The organism is Pedobacter lusitanus (assembly GCF_040026395.1).
Classification (GTDB): Bacteria; Bacteroidota; Bacteroidia; order Sphingobacteriales; family Sphingobacteriaceae; genus Pedobacter; species Pedobacter lusitanus.
The window spans coordinates 4,905,841-4,924,398 of sequence record NZ_CP157278.1 but is presented as its reverse complement, the minus strand read 5'-3'; the positions used below and the strand labels follow the sequence as shown (position 1 = coordinate 4,924,398).

General features: G+C 39.1%; 18 protein-coding genes and 1 tRNA gene. 2 read left to right on the top strand and 17 right to left on the bottom strand.

The window, feature by feature from the left end:
* Positions 1-25: 25 nt before the first annotated feature.
* A complete protein-coding gene (gene fdhD / locus PL_RS21145; RefSeq protein WP_041877757.1) occupies positions 26-901 on the bottom strand; it encodes a formate dehydrogenase accessory sulfurtransferase FdhD in 876 nt (291 codons plus the stop codon).
* A 165-nt stretch (positions 902-1,066) separates the two neighbouring features.
* On the opposite strand from fdhD, the gene PL_RS21140 reads away from it, so the two are divergent.
* Both PL_RS21140 and PL_RS21135 read left to right on the top strand, forming a co-directional pair.
* Positions 1,067-1,636 (top strand): Crp/Fnr family transcriptional regulator, encoded by a 570-nt coding sequence (locus PL_RS21140; protein WP_041877758.1) that lies wholly within the window; start codon positions 1,067-1,069, stop codon positions 1,634-1,636.
* A gap of 75 nt (positions 1,637-1,711) precedes the next feature.
* Positions 1,712-2,995 carry an adenylosuccinate synthase gene (locus PL_RS21135; RefSeq protein ID WP_041877867.1) on the top strand — a complete coding sequence of 428 codons (1,284 nt, stop codon included), beginning with the start codon at positions 1,712-1,714 and terminating at the stop codon, positions 2,993-2,995.
* A 118-nt stretch (positions 2,996-3,113) separates the two neighbouring features.
* On the opposite strand, the gene PL_RS21130 is transcribed toward PL_RS21135, so the two are convergent.
* From PL_RS21130 to PL_RS21055, 16 genes are all read right to left on the bottom strand, one after another.
* Positions 3,114-4,604 (bottom strand): serine hydrolase domain-containing protein, encoded by a 1,491-nt coding sequence (locus tag PL_RS21130; protein WP_041877759.1) that lies wholly within the window; start codon positions 4,602-4,604, stop codon positions 3,114-3,116.
* A 170-nt stretch (positions 4,605-4,774) separates the two neighbouring features.
* Positions 4,775-6,409, bottom strand: coding sequence for an ABC-F family ATP-binding cassette domain-containing protein (locus PL_RS21125; protein ID WP_041877761.1), 1,635 nt, complete (start codon positions 6,407-6,409; stop codon positions 4,775-4,777).
* A 100-nt stretch (positions 6,410-6,509) separates the two neighbouring features.
* Positions 6,510-7,046, bottom strand: a complete 537-nt coding sequence (locus PL_RS21120; protein WP_041877763.1) for a hypothetical protein — start codon at positions 7,044-7,046, stop codon at positions 6,510-6,512.
* Between the two features lie 139 nt (positions 7,047-7,185).
* Positions 7,186-8,127 (bottom strand): alpha/beta fold hydrolase, encoded by a 942-nt coding sequence (locus PL_RS21115; protein ID WP_152620246.1) that lies wholly within the window; start codon positions 8,125-8,127, stop codon positions 7,186-7,188.
* Between the two features lie 402 nt (positions 8,128-8,529).
* Complete coding sequence (locus PL_RS21110) at positions 8,530-9,162, bottom strand: immunity protein Imm33 domain-containing protein (protein ID WP_041877767.1); 633 nt, start codon at positions 9,160-9,162, stop codon at positions 8,530-8,532.
* Between the two features lie 71 nt (positions 9,163-9,233).
* Complete coding sequence (locus PL_RS21105; RefSeq protein ID WP_200890677.1) at positions 9,234-10,007, bottom strand: Fic family protein; 774 nt, start codon at positions 10,005-10,007, stop codon at positions 9,234-9,236.
* A 66-nt stretch (positions 10,008-10,073) separates the two neighbouring features.
* A tRNA-Leu gene (locus tag PL_RS21100) sits at positions 10,074-10,153 on the bottom strand.
* A gap of 77 nt (positions 10,154-10,230) precedes the next feature.
* Positions 10,231-10,533, bottom strand: coding sequence for a DUF3817 domain-containing protein (locus tag PL_RS21095; RefSeq protein WP_041877770.1), 303 nt, complete (start codon positions 10,531-10,533; stop codon positions 10,231-10,233).
* Positions 10,534-10,612: 79 nt separating this feature from the next.
* Positions 10,613-11,143, bottom strand: a complete 531-nt coding sequence (gene hscB, locus PL_RS21090) for a Fe-S protein assembly co-chaperone HscB (RefSeq protein WP_041877772.1) — start codon at positions 11,141-11,143, stop codon at positions 10,613-10,615.
* 6 nt (positions 11,144-11,149) lie between these two features.
* Positions 11,150-12,481 carry an RIP metalloprotease RseP gene (gene rseP, locus PL_RS21085; RefSeq protein WP_041877774.1) on the bottom strand — a complete coding sequence of 444 codons (1,332 nt, stop codon included), beginning with the start codon at positions 12,479-12,481 and terminating at the stop codon, positions 11,150-11,152.
* Between the two features lie 29 nt (positions 12,482-12,510).
* Positions 12,511-13,677: a 1-deoxy-D-xylulose-5-phosphate reductoisomerase gene (locus PL_RS21080; protein WP_041877776.1), complete on the bottom strand. Its 1,167-nt coding sequence runs from the start codon at positions 13,675-13,677 to the stop codon at positions 12,511-12,513.
* Entirely contained in the window at positions 13,674-15,179 is a 1,506-nt protein-coding gene (locus PL_RS21075; protein ID WP_041877778.1) for a GH3 auxin-responsive promoter family protein, read from the bottom strand. Before PL_RS21075 ends, PL_RS21080 begins: the two co-directional genes overlap by 4 nt.
* 9 nt (positions 15,180-15,188) lie before the next feature.
* Positions 15,189-15,974: a hypothetical protein gene (locus PL_RS21070; RefSeq protein ID WP_041877780.1), complete on the bottom strand. Its 786-nt coding sequence runs from the start codon at positions 15,972-15,974 to the stop codon at positions 15,189-15,191.
* Positions 15,971-16,939: a glycosyltransferase gene (locus PL_RS21065; protein WP_041877783.1), complete on the bottom strand. Its 969-nt coding sequence runs from the start codon at positions 16,937-16,939 to the stop codon at positions 15,971-15,973. The genes PL_RS21070 and PL_RS21065 overlap by 4 nt, the downstream gene beginning before the upstream one ends.
* Positions 16,940-16,941: 2 nt before the next feature.
* The gene (locus tag PL_RS21060) at positions 16,942-17,895 is read right to left on the bottom strand and encodes a glycosyltransferase family 2 protein (RefSeq protein ID WP_041877785.1); all 954 of its coding nucleotides are present in this window, start codon (positions 17,893-17,895) and stop codon (positions 16,942-16,944) included.
* Positions 17,896-18,017: 122 nt separating this feature from the next.
* Complete coding sequence (locus PL_RS21055) at positions 18,018-18,557, bottom strand: DUF4199 domain-containing protein (protein ID WP_152620247.1); 540 nt, start codon at positions 18,555-18,557, stop codon at positions 18,018-18,020.
* Position 18,558 lies beyond the last annotated feature (1 nt).

The following is an 18,558-nucleotide window of genomic DNA, read 5'->3' as shown; positions in this document are numbered from 1 at the left end:
ATGCAGGAATTATGTTCATCAGCAGCTATAACTGGCTCATAATCCTGTGGTATTTGCTCTCGTTATAAATATTAAACCTGTTTTCTTTCAGAAAGCCCAAAAGGGTCATATCAAATTCTTTAGCCAGTTCTACTGCCAGGCTGGAAGGTGCACCAATTGCAGCGACTATCGAAATACCCGCCATGGCAGCTTTCTGTATCAGTTCAAAGCTCGCTCTTCCGCTCAGTAATAAAATATGTTCTGCTAAGGGTAAAGAATTATCGCTTAGGGCTCTGCCGATCAATTTATCGAGCGCATTATGCCTTCCAACATCTTCTCTTAAAAGTATCAGATCCCCCTCCAGTGTAAAAAGTCCCGAGGCATGAATTCCTCCTGTAGCGGCAAACTCATTTTGTGCTTCCTTTAACTTTACAGGCAATTGATAGAACACATCGATAGGCAAACATATTTCAGGCCTGTTGATGTGGCTAAAAGGACTAACTGTTTTTATAGATTGAATAGAGCCTTTGCCACAAACGCCACAACTTGAAGTCGTATAAAAGTTCCTGTCTGATTGCATTAAATGGGGAACAAAATTATCAGCCAGCTCAACCTGAACAATATTCTGTTTCTGCATGGAGCAATCCACTTCTAAATGATAAACTTTCTTTATGTTAACATAAGAAGAAATGATTCCTTCAGTAAAGAGGAAACCAATGGCAAGATCAGCATCATTGCCGGGAGTCCGCATGGTCACAGATATATTTTTCTTCACCTGCCTGGAAGCAGAGCCGTAGCATATTCTGATCTCCAAAGGTTCTTCAACAGAAAGTACATCCCACAATGCAGAACTGGAGTGACTGTTTATCCTATTGATAACTACATTTTTGGTAGAAATTGATTCTGAATCGTTTACGACCATAGCGATTTGATAAGATGAAGCAATATTGTCATTTTTTCAGTAATTATCAGATTAAATTTCATTGACATTCCTGATACAGCAAACAATTTAGCAAATAAACTGATGAGCTCACAAATCTTGCCAATTGACAATTTTATATGATGGTTATAATCTTATTTTTGGAGGATGAAGGACTTAATCCAATACTTGCTCAAATTTGGACAGTTGAATGAATCCCAATGTGCTTTAATTCAATTGAAAGCACAATTTAAAAAAGTAAAGAAAGGAGATTATTTTTCCGAGGCAGGTAAAGTAGCCAGAAATGTAGGCTATGTTACCAAAGGTGTTTTCAGAATTTGTTATTATAGTAAAGCCGGTGAAAGTTTTACCCGGTATTTTGTTTACGAGAATCGCTTTGTTGCCGATATCAATAGTTTTATTGATGAGTTACCTTCAGCAGAATATATTGAAGCTGTCACTGACTGCGAAATTCTCGTCTTCTCCAAAAAGGATTTTACGGAATTATCATTAACCATACCCGGCTGGACTGATATTTTTTCCAAAATCACTTCTTATGTGATGGAAAATAAAATGAGGGCAAGCAGTAATATGCTGGTACAAGATGCTCAGACCCGCTATTTACACTTTTTAGCACACTATCCGGGATTAGCCAACCGGATTCCGCAGCTTATGCTGGCTTCTTACCTGGGAATTACGGCATCCTCACTTAGCCGTATCAGAAAAACTGTTCTCTAGGTTTTTTCTTGTCAATTGGCAATTGCAGCACATAATTTCCTGCTGAACTTTGTCCTGTTAAAAAAAATAAGGATTATGAAGAATGTTGATGTTTTATTAGGCCTCCAGTGGGGCGACGAGGGCAAAGGAAAAGTTGTGGATGTGCTTAGTTCGGATTATGATCTGATTGCCCGTTTTCAGGGTGGCCCAAATGCCGGTCATACGCTGGAATTTGATCATCAAAGGTTTGTATTGAATACTGTGCCGTCGGGTATATTTTTCAATAACACGATGAACCTGATTGGTAACGGTGTGGTGATTGACCCTGTTACTTTGGTAAAAGAACTTGAAATGCTTAAAGCTGCGGGTCATAATTTATTAGCCAAAGGCAATCTGATGATCTCCCGAAAAGCACATTTGATTCTGCCTACACACCTGTTACTGGATGCTGCATCAGAGCAGAAACTAGGCGAAAATAAAATAGGCTCTACATTAAAAGGTATCGGCCCTGTTTATATGGACAAAACGGCCCGTAATGGATTGCGCATAGGCGATATCACCTCACAGGATTTTAAAGAACGTTATCAAAACCTGGTTGCTAAACATACAGCTATACTTAGCACTTATGGTGAAGTAGCCGATTTTAGCGAACGGGAAAAAGCATTCTTCACAGCGCTGGAAGTTTTGAAACAATTTCCACTGGTTGATGCAGAGCATTTAGTGAATGATTATCTTAAACAGGGAAAGAAAGTTTTAGCTGAAGGTGCACAGGGCACGCTGCTGGATATTGACTTTGGTTCTTATCCTTTTGTGACTTCATCTAATACAACGACCGCTGGTGCCTGTACAGGTTTAGGCGTTGCACCGAACAAAATTCGTGAGGTTATAGGTATTTTCAAAGCATATTGCACACGTGTAGGCGGCGGCCCCTTCCCTACCGAGCTTGCTGATGAAACGGGTGAGCATATAAGGCAGACAGGAAAAGAATTTGGTGCGGTAAGCGGTCGTCCCCGCCGTACTGGCTGGATAGATCTGCCTGCATTAAAATACGCTATTATGCTGAATGGCGTAACTCAGCTTGTGATGACAAAAGCTGATGTACTGAGTGGTTTAGCAAAGATATACGTGTGCACACATTACAATTATCAGGGTCAATTGATTGATTTTATGCCTTATGATATATGCACAGAGAAGCCGGAACCTGTCTTAAAAGAAGTTGACGGCTGGAATGAAGATATTACAGCTGTGACTGGTAAGCTGCAGATTCCAGCTAAACTACAAACCTATATTCATCTCCTGGAAACAGAATTAGGAGTACCGATTAAATATTTGTCCGTTGGCCCGGACAGAAAGCAAACACTGGATCTTTCTCTTAGTTAAAAAGATTCAGACAAAACTGGTTCGGTCAGGTTCCTTAGTCAGAGCTACAGGCAGAAACCCCTCTTTATGAATTAAAGAGGGGTTTCTGCGCATAAGCGGGAATAAACAACTTCTTAAACTACTGTTTTATAAGCGCCTGAATTCTTCCAGCCGCGTGCTTATTTTGCGGATCAATTTTTAGCGCTTGCCTGTAATTAATCAGTGCCTCTGTACGGTTATCAGTAGCTTCCTGTACTTCGGCCAGGCTATCATATACATTTGCACTCTTTGGAAACAGAGACACGTTGAGCTGGAAAACGGACAGTGCGGCTTTAATATTTTTCTGGGCTAAAAGTTCATATCCCCAGCCGTTAAGTTCATTTTCACCTGGATTGAAAGAAGGATCATTCTTTTTCAAACGTGCGGCAACTGGTATGGCCTTGTCAAAGCCTTGCTTCAGCAGTTCTGCTCTTAACTTTTTCAAATCCTTCGGCAGGCCAAATCCATTGGCTTTATGCATTTCAGGAATATAGTAGCCTGCAATTTCATCTATAAACTGATCTGGATTACCCTGCATTAAATTAGTCAGTACAACTATCGACAGGTCGTCTTTTAAGTAAACAAACAGGGCCGATCTACCGCCACCTACCGGGCCGACTGCAGGATGCTCATCCCTTGTCACGGTTGGCCAGCCTATTGCATAACCATTAGTTAATCTATTAAAACCACCAATTTTACCATTAGCGAGTATAGCAGGAGTCCACAACAGATCTATGCTGGATTGCTTTTTAAGTAGTTTGCCGCTTTTTAAAGCGATGATCCAGTTTGCTAAATCAGTTGCTGTCGATTGAATACCTGCAGCTGTTCTGAAAAATACAGGTATTTGCATATAAGCATGACCTGGCGTACTGTTTTTCACAAAACCAGCCCCCATTTGCCGGGTCAAAGTATACGCTCCGGCATAATTAGGGATCACATCATACGAATCGCCAAAACGGGTTAAATTCATTCCTGCCACTTTAAACTGTCGTTCTTCAATAAAACGTGTAAAATGCATACCGCTTAGTTTGGTAATGATTTGTCCTATCAGTACGTAGCCGGTTTGGTTATAACTAAACTTTTGCCCTGGTTTAAACTCAACCGGAAGTAACTTTACCGTTTGCATAGCTTCCCTTTCGTCGTTATGTCCCATAATCTGTTCTTCAGCATCCATCAGGTCTGGCAGCCCTGAAGTATGGGTTAATACCTGTTGCAGCGTGATATTTTTCCAGCTATCCGGCAGGCTGTCCAGATAAAGTGATAAGGGATCTGTTATCTTCAGCTTGTTCTCTTCTGCCAGTTGCATTACCGCAATGCCGGTAAAAGCCTTTGTAATGGAATTTACAGAGAATATGGTCTGGTCATTAGCCTTAATATTGTATTCCAGGTTAGCGGTTCCAAAAGTTGTGTCTTTGATAATTTTACCATCATGTACAACAGCAATCTGCAATGCCGGAATATGGCGTTGCTGCATTTTACTTTTTAAAAAAGTATCTATGCTATCAGTAGCAGGAGCTTCTTGTGCTTTAACAGATAATGTAAGCAAGCCGAATTGGATAAGAAAAATCGAAGTAAGAATTTTAAGTTTCATGCGTTGAGATGGTTAATCTATTCTTGGAGATTAAATCTAGCATTTTGTTACTGTATCTCTTTAATATCACACCATCTTATCTATCCCGGACCAAAGAATCGATAAACAAAATAGCCCATCACCGGATAAATCCGGTGATGGGCTATTGCATATTCAGACAGAAACCTTTTTTAGCTTTGTTCGATTTCTTTTAAGTTATCCATTTTTTTATAAGCCAGGAATCCTTTGATATCCTCAAAGTGCTCTCGGACCCGCTTATTACCAAATTCGAATACTTTTTCTGCCAGTCCATCCAGGAAATCCCTGTCATGGGATACCAGGATCAAAGTACCATCAAAATCCTTTAAAGCGTCTTTGATAATGTCTTTGGTCTTCATATCCAAATGGTTGGTTGGCTCATCCAGTATTAACACATTTACAGGTTCCAGCAGCAACTTGATCATGGCTAAACGGGTTTTCTCACCTCCGGAAAGCACCTTAACTTTTTTCGTGGTATCATCACCGCTGAACATAAAGGCACCTAAAAGATCTTTAATTTTTATCGTACCATCGCTCAATGGAATCTGGTCAATGGTTTCGAATACCGTCAAGTTTTCATCAAGCAATGCGGCCTGATTTTGGGCAAAGTATCCGATCTTAGCATTGTGACCTACTTTTAAACCTCCTTCAAAATCAATCTCGCCCATGATGGCTTTGATCATGGTTGACTTACCTTCACCATTTTTACCAACAAAAGCCACTTTTTCTCCGCGTTCAATCACCAAAGAGGCTTTTTCGAACACGACATGATCGCCATAAGTTTTAGTCAGCTCTTCTACAATTACAGGGTATTGACCAGAGCGTGGTGATGGTGGGAACTTCAGGCGTAATGCCGAAGTATCTACTTCATCGATCTCAATAACTTCAAGTTTTTCAAGCATCTTCACGCGTGATTGCACCTGCAGGGTTTTAGAATAAGTTCCTCTAAACCGGTCAATAAACTCCTGGTTATCTGCAATAAAACGCTGTTGTTCCTCGTAAGCTTTCAACTGGTGAACACGGCGGTCGGCACGTAACTGGAGATAATGACTGTATTTGGCTTTGTAATCATATATTCTACCCATGGTAACCTCGATGGTACGATTGGTAATATTATCTACAAAGGCACGGTCGTGAGAAATCACCATGACTGCTTTTGCCGAATTGATCAGGAAATCTTCCAGCCATTGTATACTTTCGATATCCATGTGGTTGGTAGGCTCATCCAATAAGATGAGATCGGGTTTCTTCAACAGAATTTTGGCCAGCTCGATACGCATGCGCCATCCACCCGAAAACTCAGAAGTCTGGCGGGTAAAGTCCCTGCGTTCAAAACCCAGGCCTTTTAGCACCTTCTCTACCTCTGCATCATAATTGATCTCTTCGATCGAATAAAATTTCTCACTCAGATCCGACACACGTTCGATCAGCTTCATGTAGTCATCACTTTCGTAATCAGTACGAACAGTAAGCTGTTCATTCAGCTCATCAAGCTCTTTTTGCATCTGGTTTACCTCTGCAAAAGCTTTCATGGTCTCTTCGAAAACGGTAACCTTATCCTGGGTAAGCAAATGCTGTGGCAAATACGCAATTACCGCGTCCTTTGGACCACTTACATTACCAGAAGTAGGTTTAGCCGCATCGGCAATAATCTTCAGGATCGTTGACTTTCCTGCACCATTCTTACCCATCAGGGCTATCTTATCGTTCTCGTTTATCGAAAAGGTTACGTCACTAAACAGCGTGGTTCCGCCGAATGAAACGGAGATGTTATTTACATTAATCACAGTATGGGGTATTGTTTACTGACAAAGATAAGGGAAAGACATCAGATTATGGCGATGCAGTATCTGTCTGATTCAAAATTTGACAAGCCGGTTCTGCTCTTTAACTCCCTCTGCTTAAATTTACAGCTCTTTCTATTCGTGGACGATTATATCGCTGAAGAAAAATTGGGTAAAGATTTAGTAAGACATTTAACAGGAGTAACCACAAAGATCTGAGAACGTCAAATTCGAATACCACAAAAACATTAAATCCCAGAACGATAAGTAAGATAACTATATGATCCAGTTCAGATTTCTTTGTTTTATAAAGCAAATTCATCAGGGCACTAGTATTTTTTTCTATCGGATTAGATTTTCTGATCACTTTCTCCCAGCCAATCCAAACCAATAATTTTCTGAAAATATTTATTCCAAAATATTCGTATATCTTTCCTCTCTGTTCCCATCTCTTTTCCTTATAGTAAGAAGAAGAAAACGGGCTGTTTAGTATTTCAGTGAAGAAAACAACAAATAGCATCAACAAGAAGTTCAGAACCCATGCGAAAGCAAAACCATCCATTTTAATATAAATAATCAATGCGCAAATTGAGGCAATTGTAATTATTGGAATTAAAATTAATGTCAGTGTTTTTTTCATCTACCTTATTCTGTTCAAAAATATTACAGTTTGTTCTGATAACGACTACACTTGTGTGTAGTATTATCTGACTTAGATTGATGGGCGATAAAATTTAATTCAACCCTATCATTACCAGGCACACGTGTTAGCATTAGCTTTACCTATTATTTATGGCCGATATACAATTTTCATAAGTGTCAATCAAAGCTTTTGCTACAGTTTTAGGATCTTGCTGATGAATTCCATGACTATAACGTGGCAATAGGATAAGTCGGCTATGCCTATTATTTTTTATCATTTCTGAATAGTGGTAAATTCTCAATTGATCTAATTCTTTCCACCAGGAGATTAGATTGATACCCAATTTTAAATTTTCGTTCATTTCTGTTTCATAATGTTCTATATGCTTATTATATGAAATCATTACTGTTACGGGGATGTCTTTGAGCGGTTGCAAAGAGTTGTATCTTTTAAAGAATACTGGCGAAATTTCATTCTTTTCTCTTTTAACTTCATCTCTGAAACCATTCGATGTTGAAGCATTATTTAAGATATTATCAAAGTTTTTCATAAGCAATTCTCTATATCCTGTTGCGCTGAATGTCTTTATTTTCACTTTTTCATCCTCGTCTTCTGTCAACATAAAATCTGTTGGGTCTATAAAAAACAAGCCACATACATCATCCTGGTAAACAGAAGAATACAGACGAATAAATGGTCCGCCAATGGAATGTCCAACCAATAGATATGGAGGTTTTATTTTTAATGTTGTCAATAGATCATGAAGTCTTTTTATTACGTCTGCATCTGTTTTTATAGAAGTATCAATTTCAGATTCTCCAATTCCGTTTCTATCATAGGCTATTCCTGCAAAGCTTTTTTGAATGAACGGAAATAAACTTCCATAGCTTCCGCCACCCGAACCAAGTCCTGATTCAAAAATGATAAACGGCTCATTATCTTTTCTGTTTTCGATTCCAAAAGTTATATATGCCATTTGTTTATTATTGATCAGGACAAATTTTCTTTCAGAAATCTGCGAAAAGACTAATGTATTTGAAAAGAAGATTATGGATACAAAAGTTATTATTGATTTCATTTCTATTTCTTTTATAGGTGTATAAGTCTTAAAATTACTGCTCACTGTCTATTATCTGTGTCTATGGCCACCGCAATGATAAAAATGCTTTCAAACAATCTAACAGGAAAATTTGTGATGAGATCTGATTAATATTAAGCCTCATATATAATTCGTAATTTAATTTAGGTCAATAAGAGTTTGCTTTCTTTAAAATGTGACGAAATGGGAGAAAAATGTGACGAATGACATTGAACTCTTTCAAACTAGTAAATCTAATATTAGCGAGTATGTAAAAACATATCTCAATCTCACGAATTAACTCTGGGGGGAACTGTTCAGAATTTCCGATCAATTCAAAAAGAGGGGAAAAGAGAAATAGCAAGTTACTTGCAGTATTATAACTTTGATATTATTATATAATCAAGAGTTTTGAGAATAATCTCCGGTCATATCGTTTTTCACAAATTCTGAACCAACTGATTCTTCGAGTAAATGAATAAAACTGTCATCAATATTTAACACCTTGCCCAGTAAAATATATTGGAGATTGTTTGAATCATCAACATATTCCTGAGTTTCATAATTACTCATAATTGTCCAGCCTGAATAATCCTCATCCTCTCCATACTCACGATAGATTCGGCCAACCTTATATCCTTCCTTCATTATATGATTAGATACAAAGCATTTTTTGGTAAATCTTTCAATCATTTCACTCAATGGATCTTCAACATTTAATTCATCAAATATATAATACTGAATAATATGTTCTTTCCTAAAAGTGATCAAATCACCCGCTTTTAAATCTTTAATATAAAATGGGTCGTTATCTAAAATACCAGAATAATTACCATCCCTATCCACTGATTCCAGAATCACCCACATTCGTTCTGCACAAGGAGCTTCCGGATCATCTGACTCGAATAAAAACATGAGTTTTACCGCAGCTTCTCCGGGTATGAAAAGATCAATTATATTATCAGATGGTTTATAGAAAGTATAAGGCGCTTCCTTTCGAATTTCACAGGCATTTTCTAATCTCCAACTCATCATAAATCACTTATTTCAGCTATTTACATAATCATTTTCCCGGACTGGAATTTCTGATATGCTTTATGTACAACTTATAACAGGCTGTCCGGCAACATCAGCAAAAAGGGCAAAGCCTGACTATAGTCCAGTTCAATATATTCCAATCCAAGCTTACGAATATTGATATAGTATAAATTATGCTGATTATAATAATGCTTTTCACTTGGCAAATACCAGGCCTTTTCTCCAATTTTCTCTGCTATAAACCATTTTTCAATCAATCTGGCACTCCGGCCGTTCCCATCATTCCATGGGTGAATTTTCACAAAGACCAGATGAATCATTGCAGCGTAATAAAGCACTTCTCCAAATGACAGTTCTGCACCAGTCAACAGATCAAGATCCCGGTAAAATTTATCCATCGCATCAGGAACCTGTCCGGGTAGGGCAGCAACATATTCAATTCTACCATCGGGTGTGGAAACATACATATTATGTTTTCGAAAATTGCCCTGCGCTGATTTATTCAGGATATGTTTACTCAGCAATCTGTGTGCTGCTGCTATATTTTCGCTGTTTAATCTATTGTTCTGAGCAAAAGTATAAGCATCATATAAATCATCAATCTTTCGGGTATAATCGGCTTGAAACGGAATACCATCCCGTCTGTGTTTTACAAAAGAATCCAGTTCTATGGTTTCACCTTCAATTTTACTGGAAAACACAGAGGAAACAGAGGTATAAAAACTGAAATTGGCTGTAGATAATTCTGCGTCCTGTAATTGATTAAACAATGACTCCAGGTCAGGAGATAACTCGTGAAGATACCTTTCTAAAAGTGCATCGGGAATGATTGTCAAGTCCACAGGCATTCTTTAATTAAGTTGAAATTAAAAAAAGCCCCCGATTTTAATCAGAGGCTTTAGTCAATGTACCCAGCGCCGGAGTCGAACCGGCACGGTTTCCCACAGGTGTTTGAGACCAGCGCGTCTACCAATTCCGCCAGCTGGGCGTTCCCTTATTAGCGGGATGCAAATCTATATATTCACGCTAACAAATCCAAGACTTATTTTGAAATAACCCTTATTATTATGCTTTAACCTGACCATCAGTCTCTTCCTTTAACTTCTTATCTACATAAAAAGGAGCAAAAGGCAGTAATGAAGCTAAGAACACCAGAATTGTCTTTCCGATTTTCCATTTATACTCCAGGAAACACATAATCACCATTACAACATAGAACATAAACAGTACACCATGTGCCCATCCTGTATATTTTACAGCCAGAGGCATGTTCGCAAAATACTTTAGTGGCATAGCAATAAAGATCAGTGCGATGTAAGAGATACCTTCAGCAACTGCTACTTTTCTAAAAAGGGATAAAGTGCTCATAATTTCAGATTTGTCCAAAAATAGAAAAACCGGGACAGCAATGCCCGGTTATCTTTATTTTTTACATTGACAGGACACCTTATCCCTGTTCCAGCTTAAGCAAGCTGTCATTGATCCTGTTCAAATATTTCTTTCTATAGTACAAATCCTTAACAGAAGCTAATATATTGCGCTCACGGTCTTTATTCTGCTCATCAAAGGCAATAACCAGTTTATCCAGTTCCTGCTGCATCTGATCAGCGATCACTTCCACCTCGTTCTTAATTCCCTCCAGCTTTTCCCCGTCAGGAGAAAACTGCAGTTCCATTAAAGCCTCGTTTACATCCATCATCTCCATCAGGAAATCCTGCGGCAGAGAATAATTCTCCCCCTCAGTCAATACCCCTTTCAGTTCAAGAATATAGTGAAGACGCTTCTGCGGATCACTCAAAACCTGATAAGCCTTATTATTCAGCGTAGATAATTCCAGAATCTCATCCTGCTTTTCAACAGGATGATTAATATAGAAATCCGGATGATACTGCTTACTCAGTGCATAAAACTGCCGTTTCACAAGTCCCGCATCCAGATTAAATGATACCGGAAGATTATAAAACTCAAAATAGTTCATACAGCGCTACTGAATAAAGGCTTTGAAGATATCATTCCCCAGTACAAATACCATTAAACTCAGCAGCAGTACAAAACCTACCATCTGCGCTCCTTCAAGGAATTTATCACTTACAGGTTTACCTTTAATCATTTCTACAATCAGAAAGACCACATGCCCACCATCAAGTGCAGGTATCGGTAACAGGTTCATAAAAGCAAGTGCAATTGAAATCAATGCAGTAGAAGCCCAGAAATGTGACCAGATCCATACTCCGCCATAAACCTTCTGCGCCAGGGCAACCGGGCCGGCAAAAGCTTTATTCGCTTTGATTTTACCAGTTAAGACCTTCCAGATACCTTTTCCATTATCAGTAAAAGTAATCCAGGCCTGATTTGCACCAATTGGCAAAGCTTCAAAAAATCCGTAATTAACAGTCTCAAATTTGATCTCGTTTGGATTGAAGCCCATACCTATCGTACCAAGACTATCTGTATTCACTTCAAAATTCAGCTTTTCATTGCCACGGTATGCCTCAACGATCAGCTTTTTACTTTTCTCTTTTTTCAGCTCTCTGCGGACATCAGCATCAAACTTTACAGGCACGCCGTTTACTGCAACAATCCTGTCCCCTTTTTTCATTCCAACCTTAAAGGCCGAACGACCTGCGATCACAGTGTCTACAGTTGTACTCAACAAGGGTACACGACTGATAAATTCTTCCAGACCCAGATCTGCAACCTTATTCAAAAGGTTATCAGGAACTTTAATATCGAGTGTTTTACCATCACGCACAACAGTCAGATTCGTATTATCCAATAATACTTTTGAACTGGTCAGCTCATCAAAACGGATAACTTTTTTACCATTTACCGCAATAATATGGTCACCTTGTTTCAACCCGATCTCTTTTCCGATACTTCCAGGATTAATCCCGTTTTTAACCGCGCTGTTTGGAATAAAAGTTTCGCCAAATTTGAAAGTCAGCATCCAGAAAATAAAGATACCCACAATGATATTTACAAATATCCCTGCAAGCATCACAATCAGACGCTGCCATGCTGGTTTAGATCTGAATTCCCATGGCTGAGGAGGCAAGGCCATCTGCTCTTTATCCATAGACTCATCAATCATTCCGGCAATTTTAACATAACCACCCAAAGGCAGCCATCCTATTCCATACTCTACACCGCCACGTTTGAGACTGAATAATTTCACACCCCATGCATCAAAAAACAGATAGAATTTCTCCACTTTAATACCAAAGGCACGCGCCGCAAGAAAATGTCCCAATTCGTGCAAGATTACTAATATTGATAATCCCAGCAATAACTGGGCAACCATAATTAATCCGTTCATATTTTATATAGTGTTTTTACTTTTGAATATTAGATCGCTAAATGTTTTTTTGTTACTAACTGACGGGCAAATATACGTGTATGATGGTCAGTTTCTAAATAATTATTCAGGCTGGGTGTCTGAATAAAGGCCAGATCAGACATACACTGCTCAATTACATCACTCATTTCGAGGAATCCAATGCGGTCATTTAAAAAGGCCTCAACTACTATTTCATTTGCTGCATTGATGATACAAGGCATATTTCCGCCTCTTTCCAACGCATTATAAGCTAACTGTAAATTCCTGAAAGTATCCAGATCAGGTTTATGAAAAGTTAATTCAGGATAATCCATGAAGTTAAAACGTGGAAATTTGCTTTCTATTCTCTGTGGGTAGGCCATAGAGTAATGAATTGGCAATTTCATATCCGGCACCCCCATCTGCGCCTTCATCGATCCATCATTAAACTGTACCATAGAATGAATAACGGACTGAGGATGCACAATCACATCGATCTGACTGATATCCAGATTGAACAGCCATTTGGCTTCAATCACTTCAAGTCCTTTGTTCATCAGCGAAGCAGAATCTATAGTGATCTTTGCGCCCATCACCCAGTTAGGATGCTTTAACGCCTGCTCCTTCTTTACCTTTTCTACAAAGCTCCGGTCTTTGCCTCTGAACGGCCCGCCCGAAGCCGTGATATATATTTTTTCTATCGTATCCAGCTCCTCACCTACCAGACACTGGAAGATTGCGGAATGCTCAGAATCGACAGGAATTATAGTTACTCCATTTTCGGCGGCCAGCTGTGTAATCAGTTCTCCTGCTACAACCAGCGTTTCTTTATTAGCCAGTCCAATGTTTTTCTTCGCTTTTATTGCAGCAATTGTTGGTCTTAAACCAACAGAACCCATAATCGCAGTCAGTACAAAATCTGCACCTGGTAAAGAAGCAGCCTCACATAAAGCATCTTCTCCGCAAAGGATATGCATACCTTTACCCGAGAGTGCATTTTTTACTTCAGTGTATTGAGTTTCGTCACCGATAACAACCAGTTCAGGTTTAAATTCCATTGCCTGCTGAATTAACAGACCGGCATTGGCATTCGCTGTTAAGGCAGATACCTTATACAACTCAGGATTCGCCCGGATAACATCCAGAGCCTGGGTACCAACAGATCCCGTGGACCCCAGTATAGCTATATTTTTCAAATCGTATTTATCAAATTAGTCAGACTGTCTGCAATCTTTCTGTCATTGGACAAACGGGGAACTTTATTCTGTCCTCCAAGCTTACCTTCCGATCGCATATAAGTAACAAATGCATCTTTTTGTAAGGTCCGTATGATCAGTGGCTGCAAAATTTTGCCTTCAATGAGGTCAAAGTAGTAAATATTTTTCGCCTGAAGAGCCTCATCTACTTTTTTACTGAATGCGGGAAGATCTTCAGGAGCTTTGGAAAACTCGATAAACCATTCATGGTAAGGTAATTCACCAGCTCCGGGATTCACCTGGGGAGCAACCGTAAATTCGGTGATACCCACCCCCTGTTCATTCGCTACAGATAAAAGTGCATGTTCAACCTCTTCTCCGATTACATGTTCACCAAAAGCAGAAATAAAATGTTTAATCCTGCCGGTCACCAAAATCTTGTAAGGATTTTTAGAGACGAATTTTACCGTATCCCCAATGCTGTAACCCCATAAACCCGCATTCGTATTTAATATCAAAGCATAGTTTGTATCCAGTTCCACTTCTTCCAGACTCAAACGTGCCGGGTTATCATTATAGTATTCATCAGCCGGGATAAACTCGTAGAACATTCCAGCCTTAGCCAGCAGCAGTAAACTCTTGTCCTGCTGACTATCCTGATAAGCAATAAACCCTTCCGAAGCCGGATAAGTTTCTATCGCATCAATCTTCCTGCCTATGCTATTTTCAATTTTTGCCCGATAAGGCTCATAATTCACCCCTCCGTAAACAAACAGCTGAAAGTTTTTGAAAATATCCCTGATCTGTTTACCACCCGATTTTTCGATCAGCCGGTCAAAATACATCTGTACCCAGGGTGGAATCCCGGAAATCAGCGTCATATTCTGGTGGTAAGTTTCCTCTACAATCGCATCAACCTTTTCTTCCCAGTCTTCAATACAGTTGGTCTGATAAGATGGCAGCCTGTTTTTCTGCAGATACGCAGGGACAAGATTCGCAACTATGCCCGATAAACGCCCTACCTTGATCCCGTTTTTCTCGGTCATCACAGGACTACCCTGTAAAAAGATCATTTTCCCATTTACAAAACCGGCATTACCCGTTTCATGAATATAAGTTAATAATGCATTACGGGCAGCTTTCAAATGCTCAGGCATGGATTCTCTGGAAATCGGAATATACTTTGCCCCGGAAGTTGTACCAGACGTTTTTGCAAAATAAGCAGGTTTGCCTTTCCACATCACGTCTTTTTCTCCTGCTACCACACGGTCAATATATGGCCGCAGCTGCTCATAATCCCTTACCGGAACCAGCTTTTTAAAATCTTCGTAGTTCTTTACTGATGAAAACTGATGGTCTTTACCGAAAGCCGTGTGTTTAGCTGAATCGATCAGCTGCAAAAGCGTTTCCTTTTGAGCAGCTACTGCATCTTTTTTCCATTTATTTACCCCTTTTACAATAAAGGCTGCAAACGGTTTACTTAATGCCGCTTTTAATCCCATAAACTGGTTTTAAACTATGTTATGAATAATATCATTTTCATCCCCTTTATAAGCTCCCATCATCATTCTATAGGCAATGGTTAAAGCTACGCTGGATAAAGGAACAATGATAAATGAACTAAGAATATTGACAAAAAATGCAATTACCGGCCATTGAAGGTAATTCAGGAACAAATACAGCACATGAAATCCACCCAATACCAATAATAACATTAATATCTTCGTGAAGTTTCCTTTAGTTATCGCAAGGCTGAATTTCAAAGAGCCGAAAGGAGGCTGATTTTTATCAATGATAAAGAAAGGGAAAAAAGAAATACGTACCCAGGTGATAAATATCGCTACTATACCTACCGACACCGCAATATTGGTAATTACGGCCATTTTTATACCAGTATAGATAAATGGAAATGCAACCAGAATAACCACGGCATAAACACCAATGATCACCAGCATAAAATAAAGCATCCCCATGATAAAACGGATGATTTGCTGACGGGTAGGTAATGTGCTGACAATACTTACATCATGTTCTTCATTATCGAGCAGATGAAATATATACTTCAGCAGGGAAAGGTTGATGGTAAAATATAACAGGGCGAAAAAGAACGCCATTAATATACTTAAACCCTTGTTTACGTCTTTCAGGAAAAATGCCATTAAACTCGATGCGTTTGACGTAATGAACATCAGAAAACATAAAGTAGCAATGGAAAAATAATTCCGTTTAGTTACCTCCCAGGCTTTGCGGATAACTACATTCACTATAAACGTGCTCTCCTTTAAAAAGTTTATCATGGTTTTTTAAGTACTATTCTTTTGAAAAAATCTTGCATAAATCCTAATCCGTAAGCCGTTAGTTGTATAAATGAGGAAATAATACTCAAAAATGCAACTTTCAGTAACTTATTAAGCACTAATGAATGAAAAAATATCAGCATAAAGTATACCAGAAGAAATAAATTCCCGAAATATGCCAGTGGCGGATAAAATATATTCAATAACAGGACAGATATGACACCTAAAGTGAATGCTGCCGGAAAAAAATGTACCAGTTTCAGCTCAGAAGGAAAATGTTTGTAGATATTAATACGGGCACGGCCAAAAAAGTGGATCTGTTTATAAAACTGGAACATACTTGTCCTTCTTTTATGAAAAACCTTTGCCCCCGGGATCAGCCCGATTTTAAAACCACTCTCGTGAATACGGATACTGTATTCGATATCCTCTCCCAGCCTGGTTAATATAAATCCGCCAGCTTTCTCCCAGACTTCTCTGGAAACCCCCATATTGAAACTGCGGGGATGAAACTGCCCGACATGTTTCTTATTTCCCCTGATACCTCCGGTAGTAAAAACAGAAGTCATCCCATAACTGATCGCTTTCTGCACCGGAGTAAAAGAATCATGAGCCGCATCCGGACCACCATAAGCATCCAGATGATGATCAAAGAGATAATCTTTAACAGTTTCCAGGTAATCGGCCGGAATCAGACAGTCAGAATCAAAAATGACAAAATAATCGCCTTTTGCTCTTTCAAAGCCATAATTTCTGGCAAAACCCTGCCCTGCATTCGGCTTAAAGAAATATTTGATATCCAGTTTATCCGCATAACTTTTCACAATGTCTTCTGCAGTTAATGAAGATCCGTCTTCAATCACTACAACCTCAAATTGCGTATAAGTCTGCAGACACAGGGTAGCCAGTAATTCGTCTATTTCCTGCGGCCTGTTGTATAAAGGAATGATGATCGAGAAAAACATGCTTAAAGTATTTCTTTTTCTATCAGGTATTGATTACGTTCAGTGGCATTGCGGGTAACCAGTTCGGCCACAAATCCTGTTAAAAAGAGCTGTGAACCTACAATGATAGCTACCAGGGCAATATAGAATCCCGGCTGTTCGGTCACCTCTCTTCTGATAGGCAGATTCATTGAAATATGATATAGCTTTTCTCCGATAATCCATAAGGCCATAATCATTCCGATCATAAAACTCAGCACACCAAGCGAACCGAAAAAGTGCATCGGTCTTTTGCCAAATTTCCCGACAAAAAATATAGATAACAGATCCAGAAAACCGTTGATAAAACGGCTGAAACCAAATTTGGTTACGCCATATTTACGGGCACGATGCTCTACTACCTGTTCCCCGATCTTTTTAAATCCTGCCCATTTTGCAATAACCGGGATATAACGGTGCATCTCCCCATAAACTTCTATTGTTTTAACAACATCAGAGCGGTATGCCTTTAAACCACAGTTGAAATCATTCAGCTGTATGCCCGACATTTTGCGCGTTGCCGCATTGAATAGTTTTGTTGGAATAGTTTTGGTAATCGGGTCGTAGCGTTTCTTTTTCCAGCCTGAAATCAGATCAAACTTCTCTTCCCTGATTCTGCGGTATAATTCCGGAATTTCATCCGGACTATCCTGCAGATCTGCATCCATAGTAATGATCACGTCGCCCTGCGAAGCTTCAAAAGCAACATTCAGTGCAGCCGATTTTCCGTAATTACGTCTGAACTTAATTGCCTTTACAGCAGGATAAGTTTTTTTCAGTTCCTCAATAACCTGCCATGAGGTGTCTGTACTTCCATCATCGACAAAAAGGATCTCATAAGAAAAATTATTGTCGGCCATAACCCTGGCAATCCAGGTGGTCAGTTCGGGCAATGATTCGTCTTCGTTAAATAGGGGAATGACAACAGAAATATCCATGCAGGTATAATGTGTATTAAAAATAACGTGCAAATTTTATCAATTAAAATGATAAAACCTGCACGTTTGAAATTTATCTTGTTATTTACACAGTACCGGAAGTCTGTATAAATGTAATCCGGCTAAACAGCAGGGTTATCTTTTTTCAGGATTGCAGCGCCGATAAGACTCAGTATCAATCCAAAAATAGTATAGGTTATAGCAGCACCGAAACCTATAAATACTGCGAGATAAGGCTTCATCATGTTGACGCCCTGAATTGCTTTCTGATCATCTCCGGCTTTTTCCAGAGCCATTTCAACGGCACTGTCCAAAGCAGAACGATCCAGTACTTTATAATATAAAATATACAGCAGGGCGATAAACAAACCTGAATAAGCTGCAACTTTAAATCCCGCAGAAAAACCTCTGCCAAAAGACATATAGCCACCAAGTTCAGTTCTGTGTCTGCTCTGCGCATACAAAATAGCCAAAATAAAAGGCACATAAGTACAGATCATGCTGACGATCCTGGTTGGAACACTGATATGGTCATCCTGCGTATCAATATGAAGCAGCTTAAATATAAAAACCAGTGCAAGCGTATATAATGAAAATACGATCGCCGCCTGAAAAGCAACTTTATTAGGTTTAACTGATATTTCTTTTAATTGTTGTTCCATA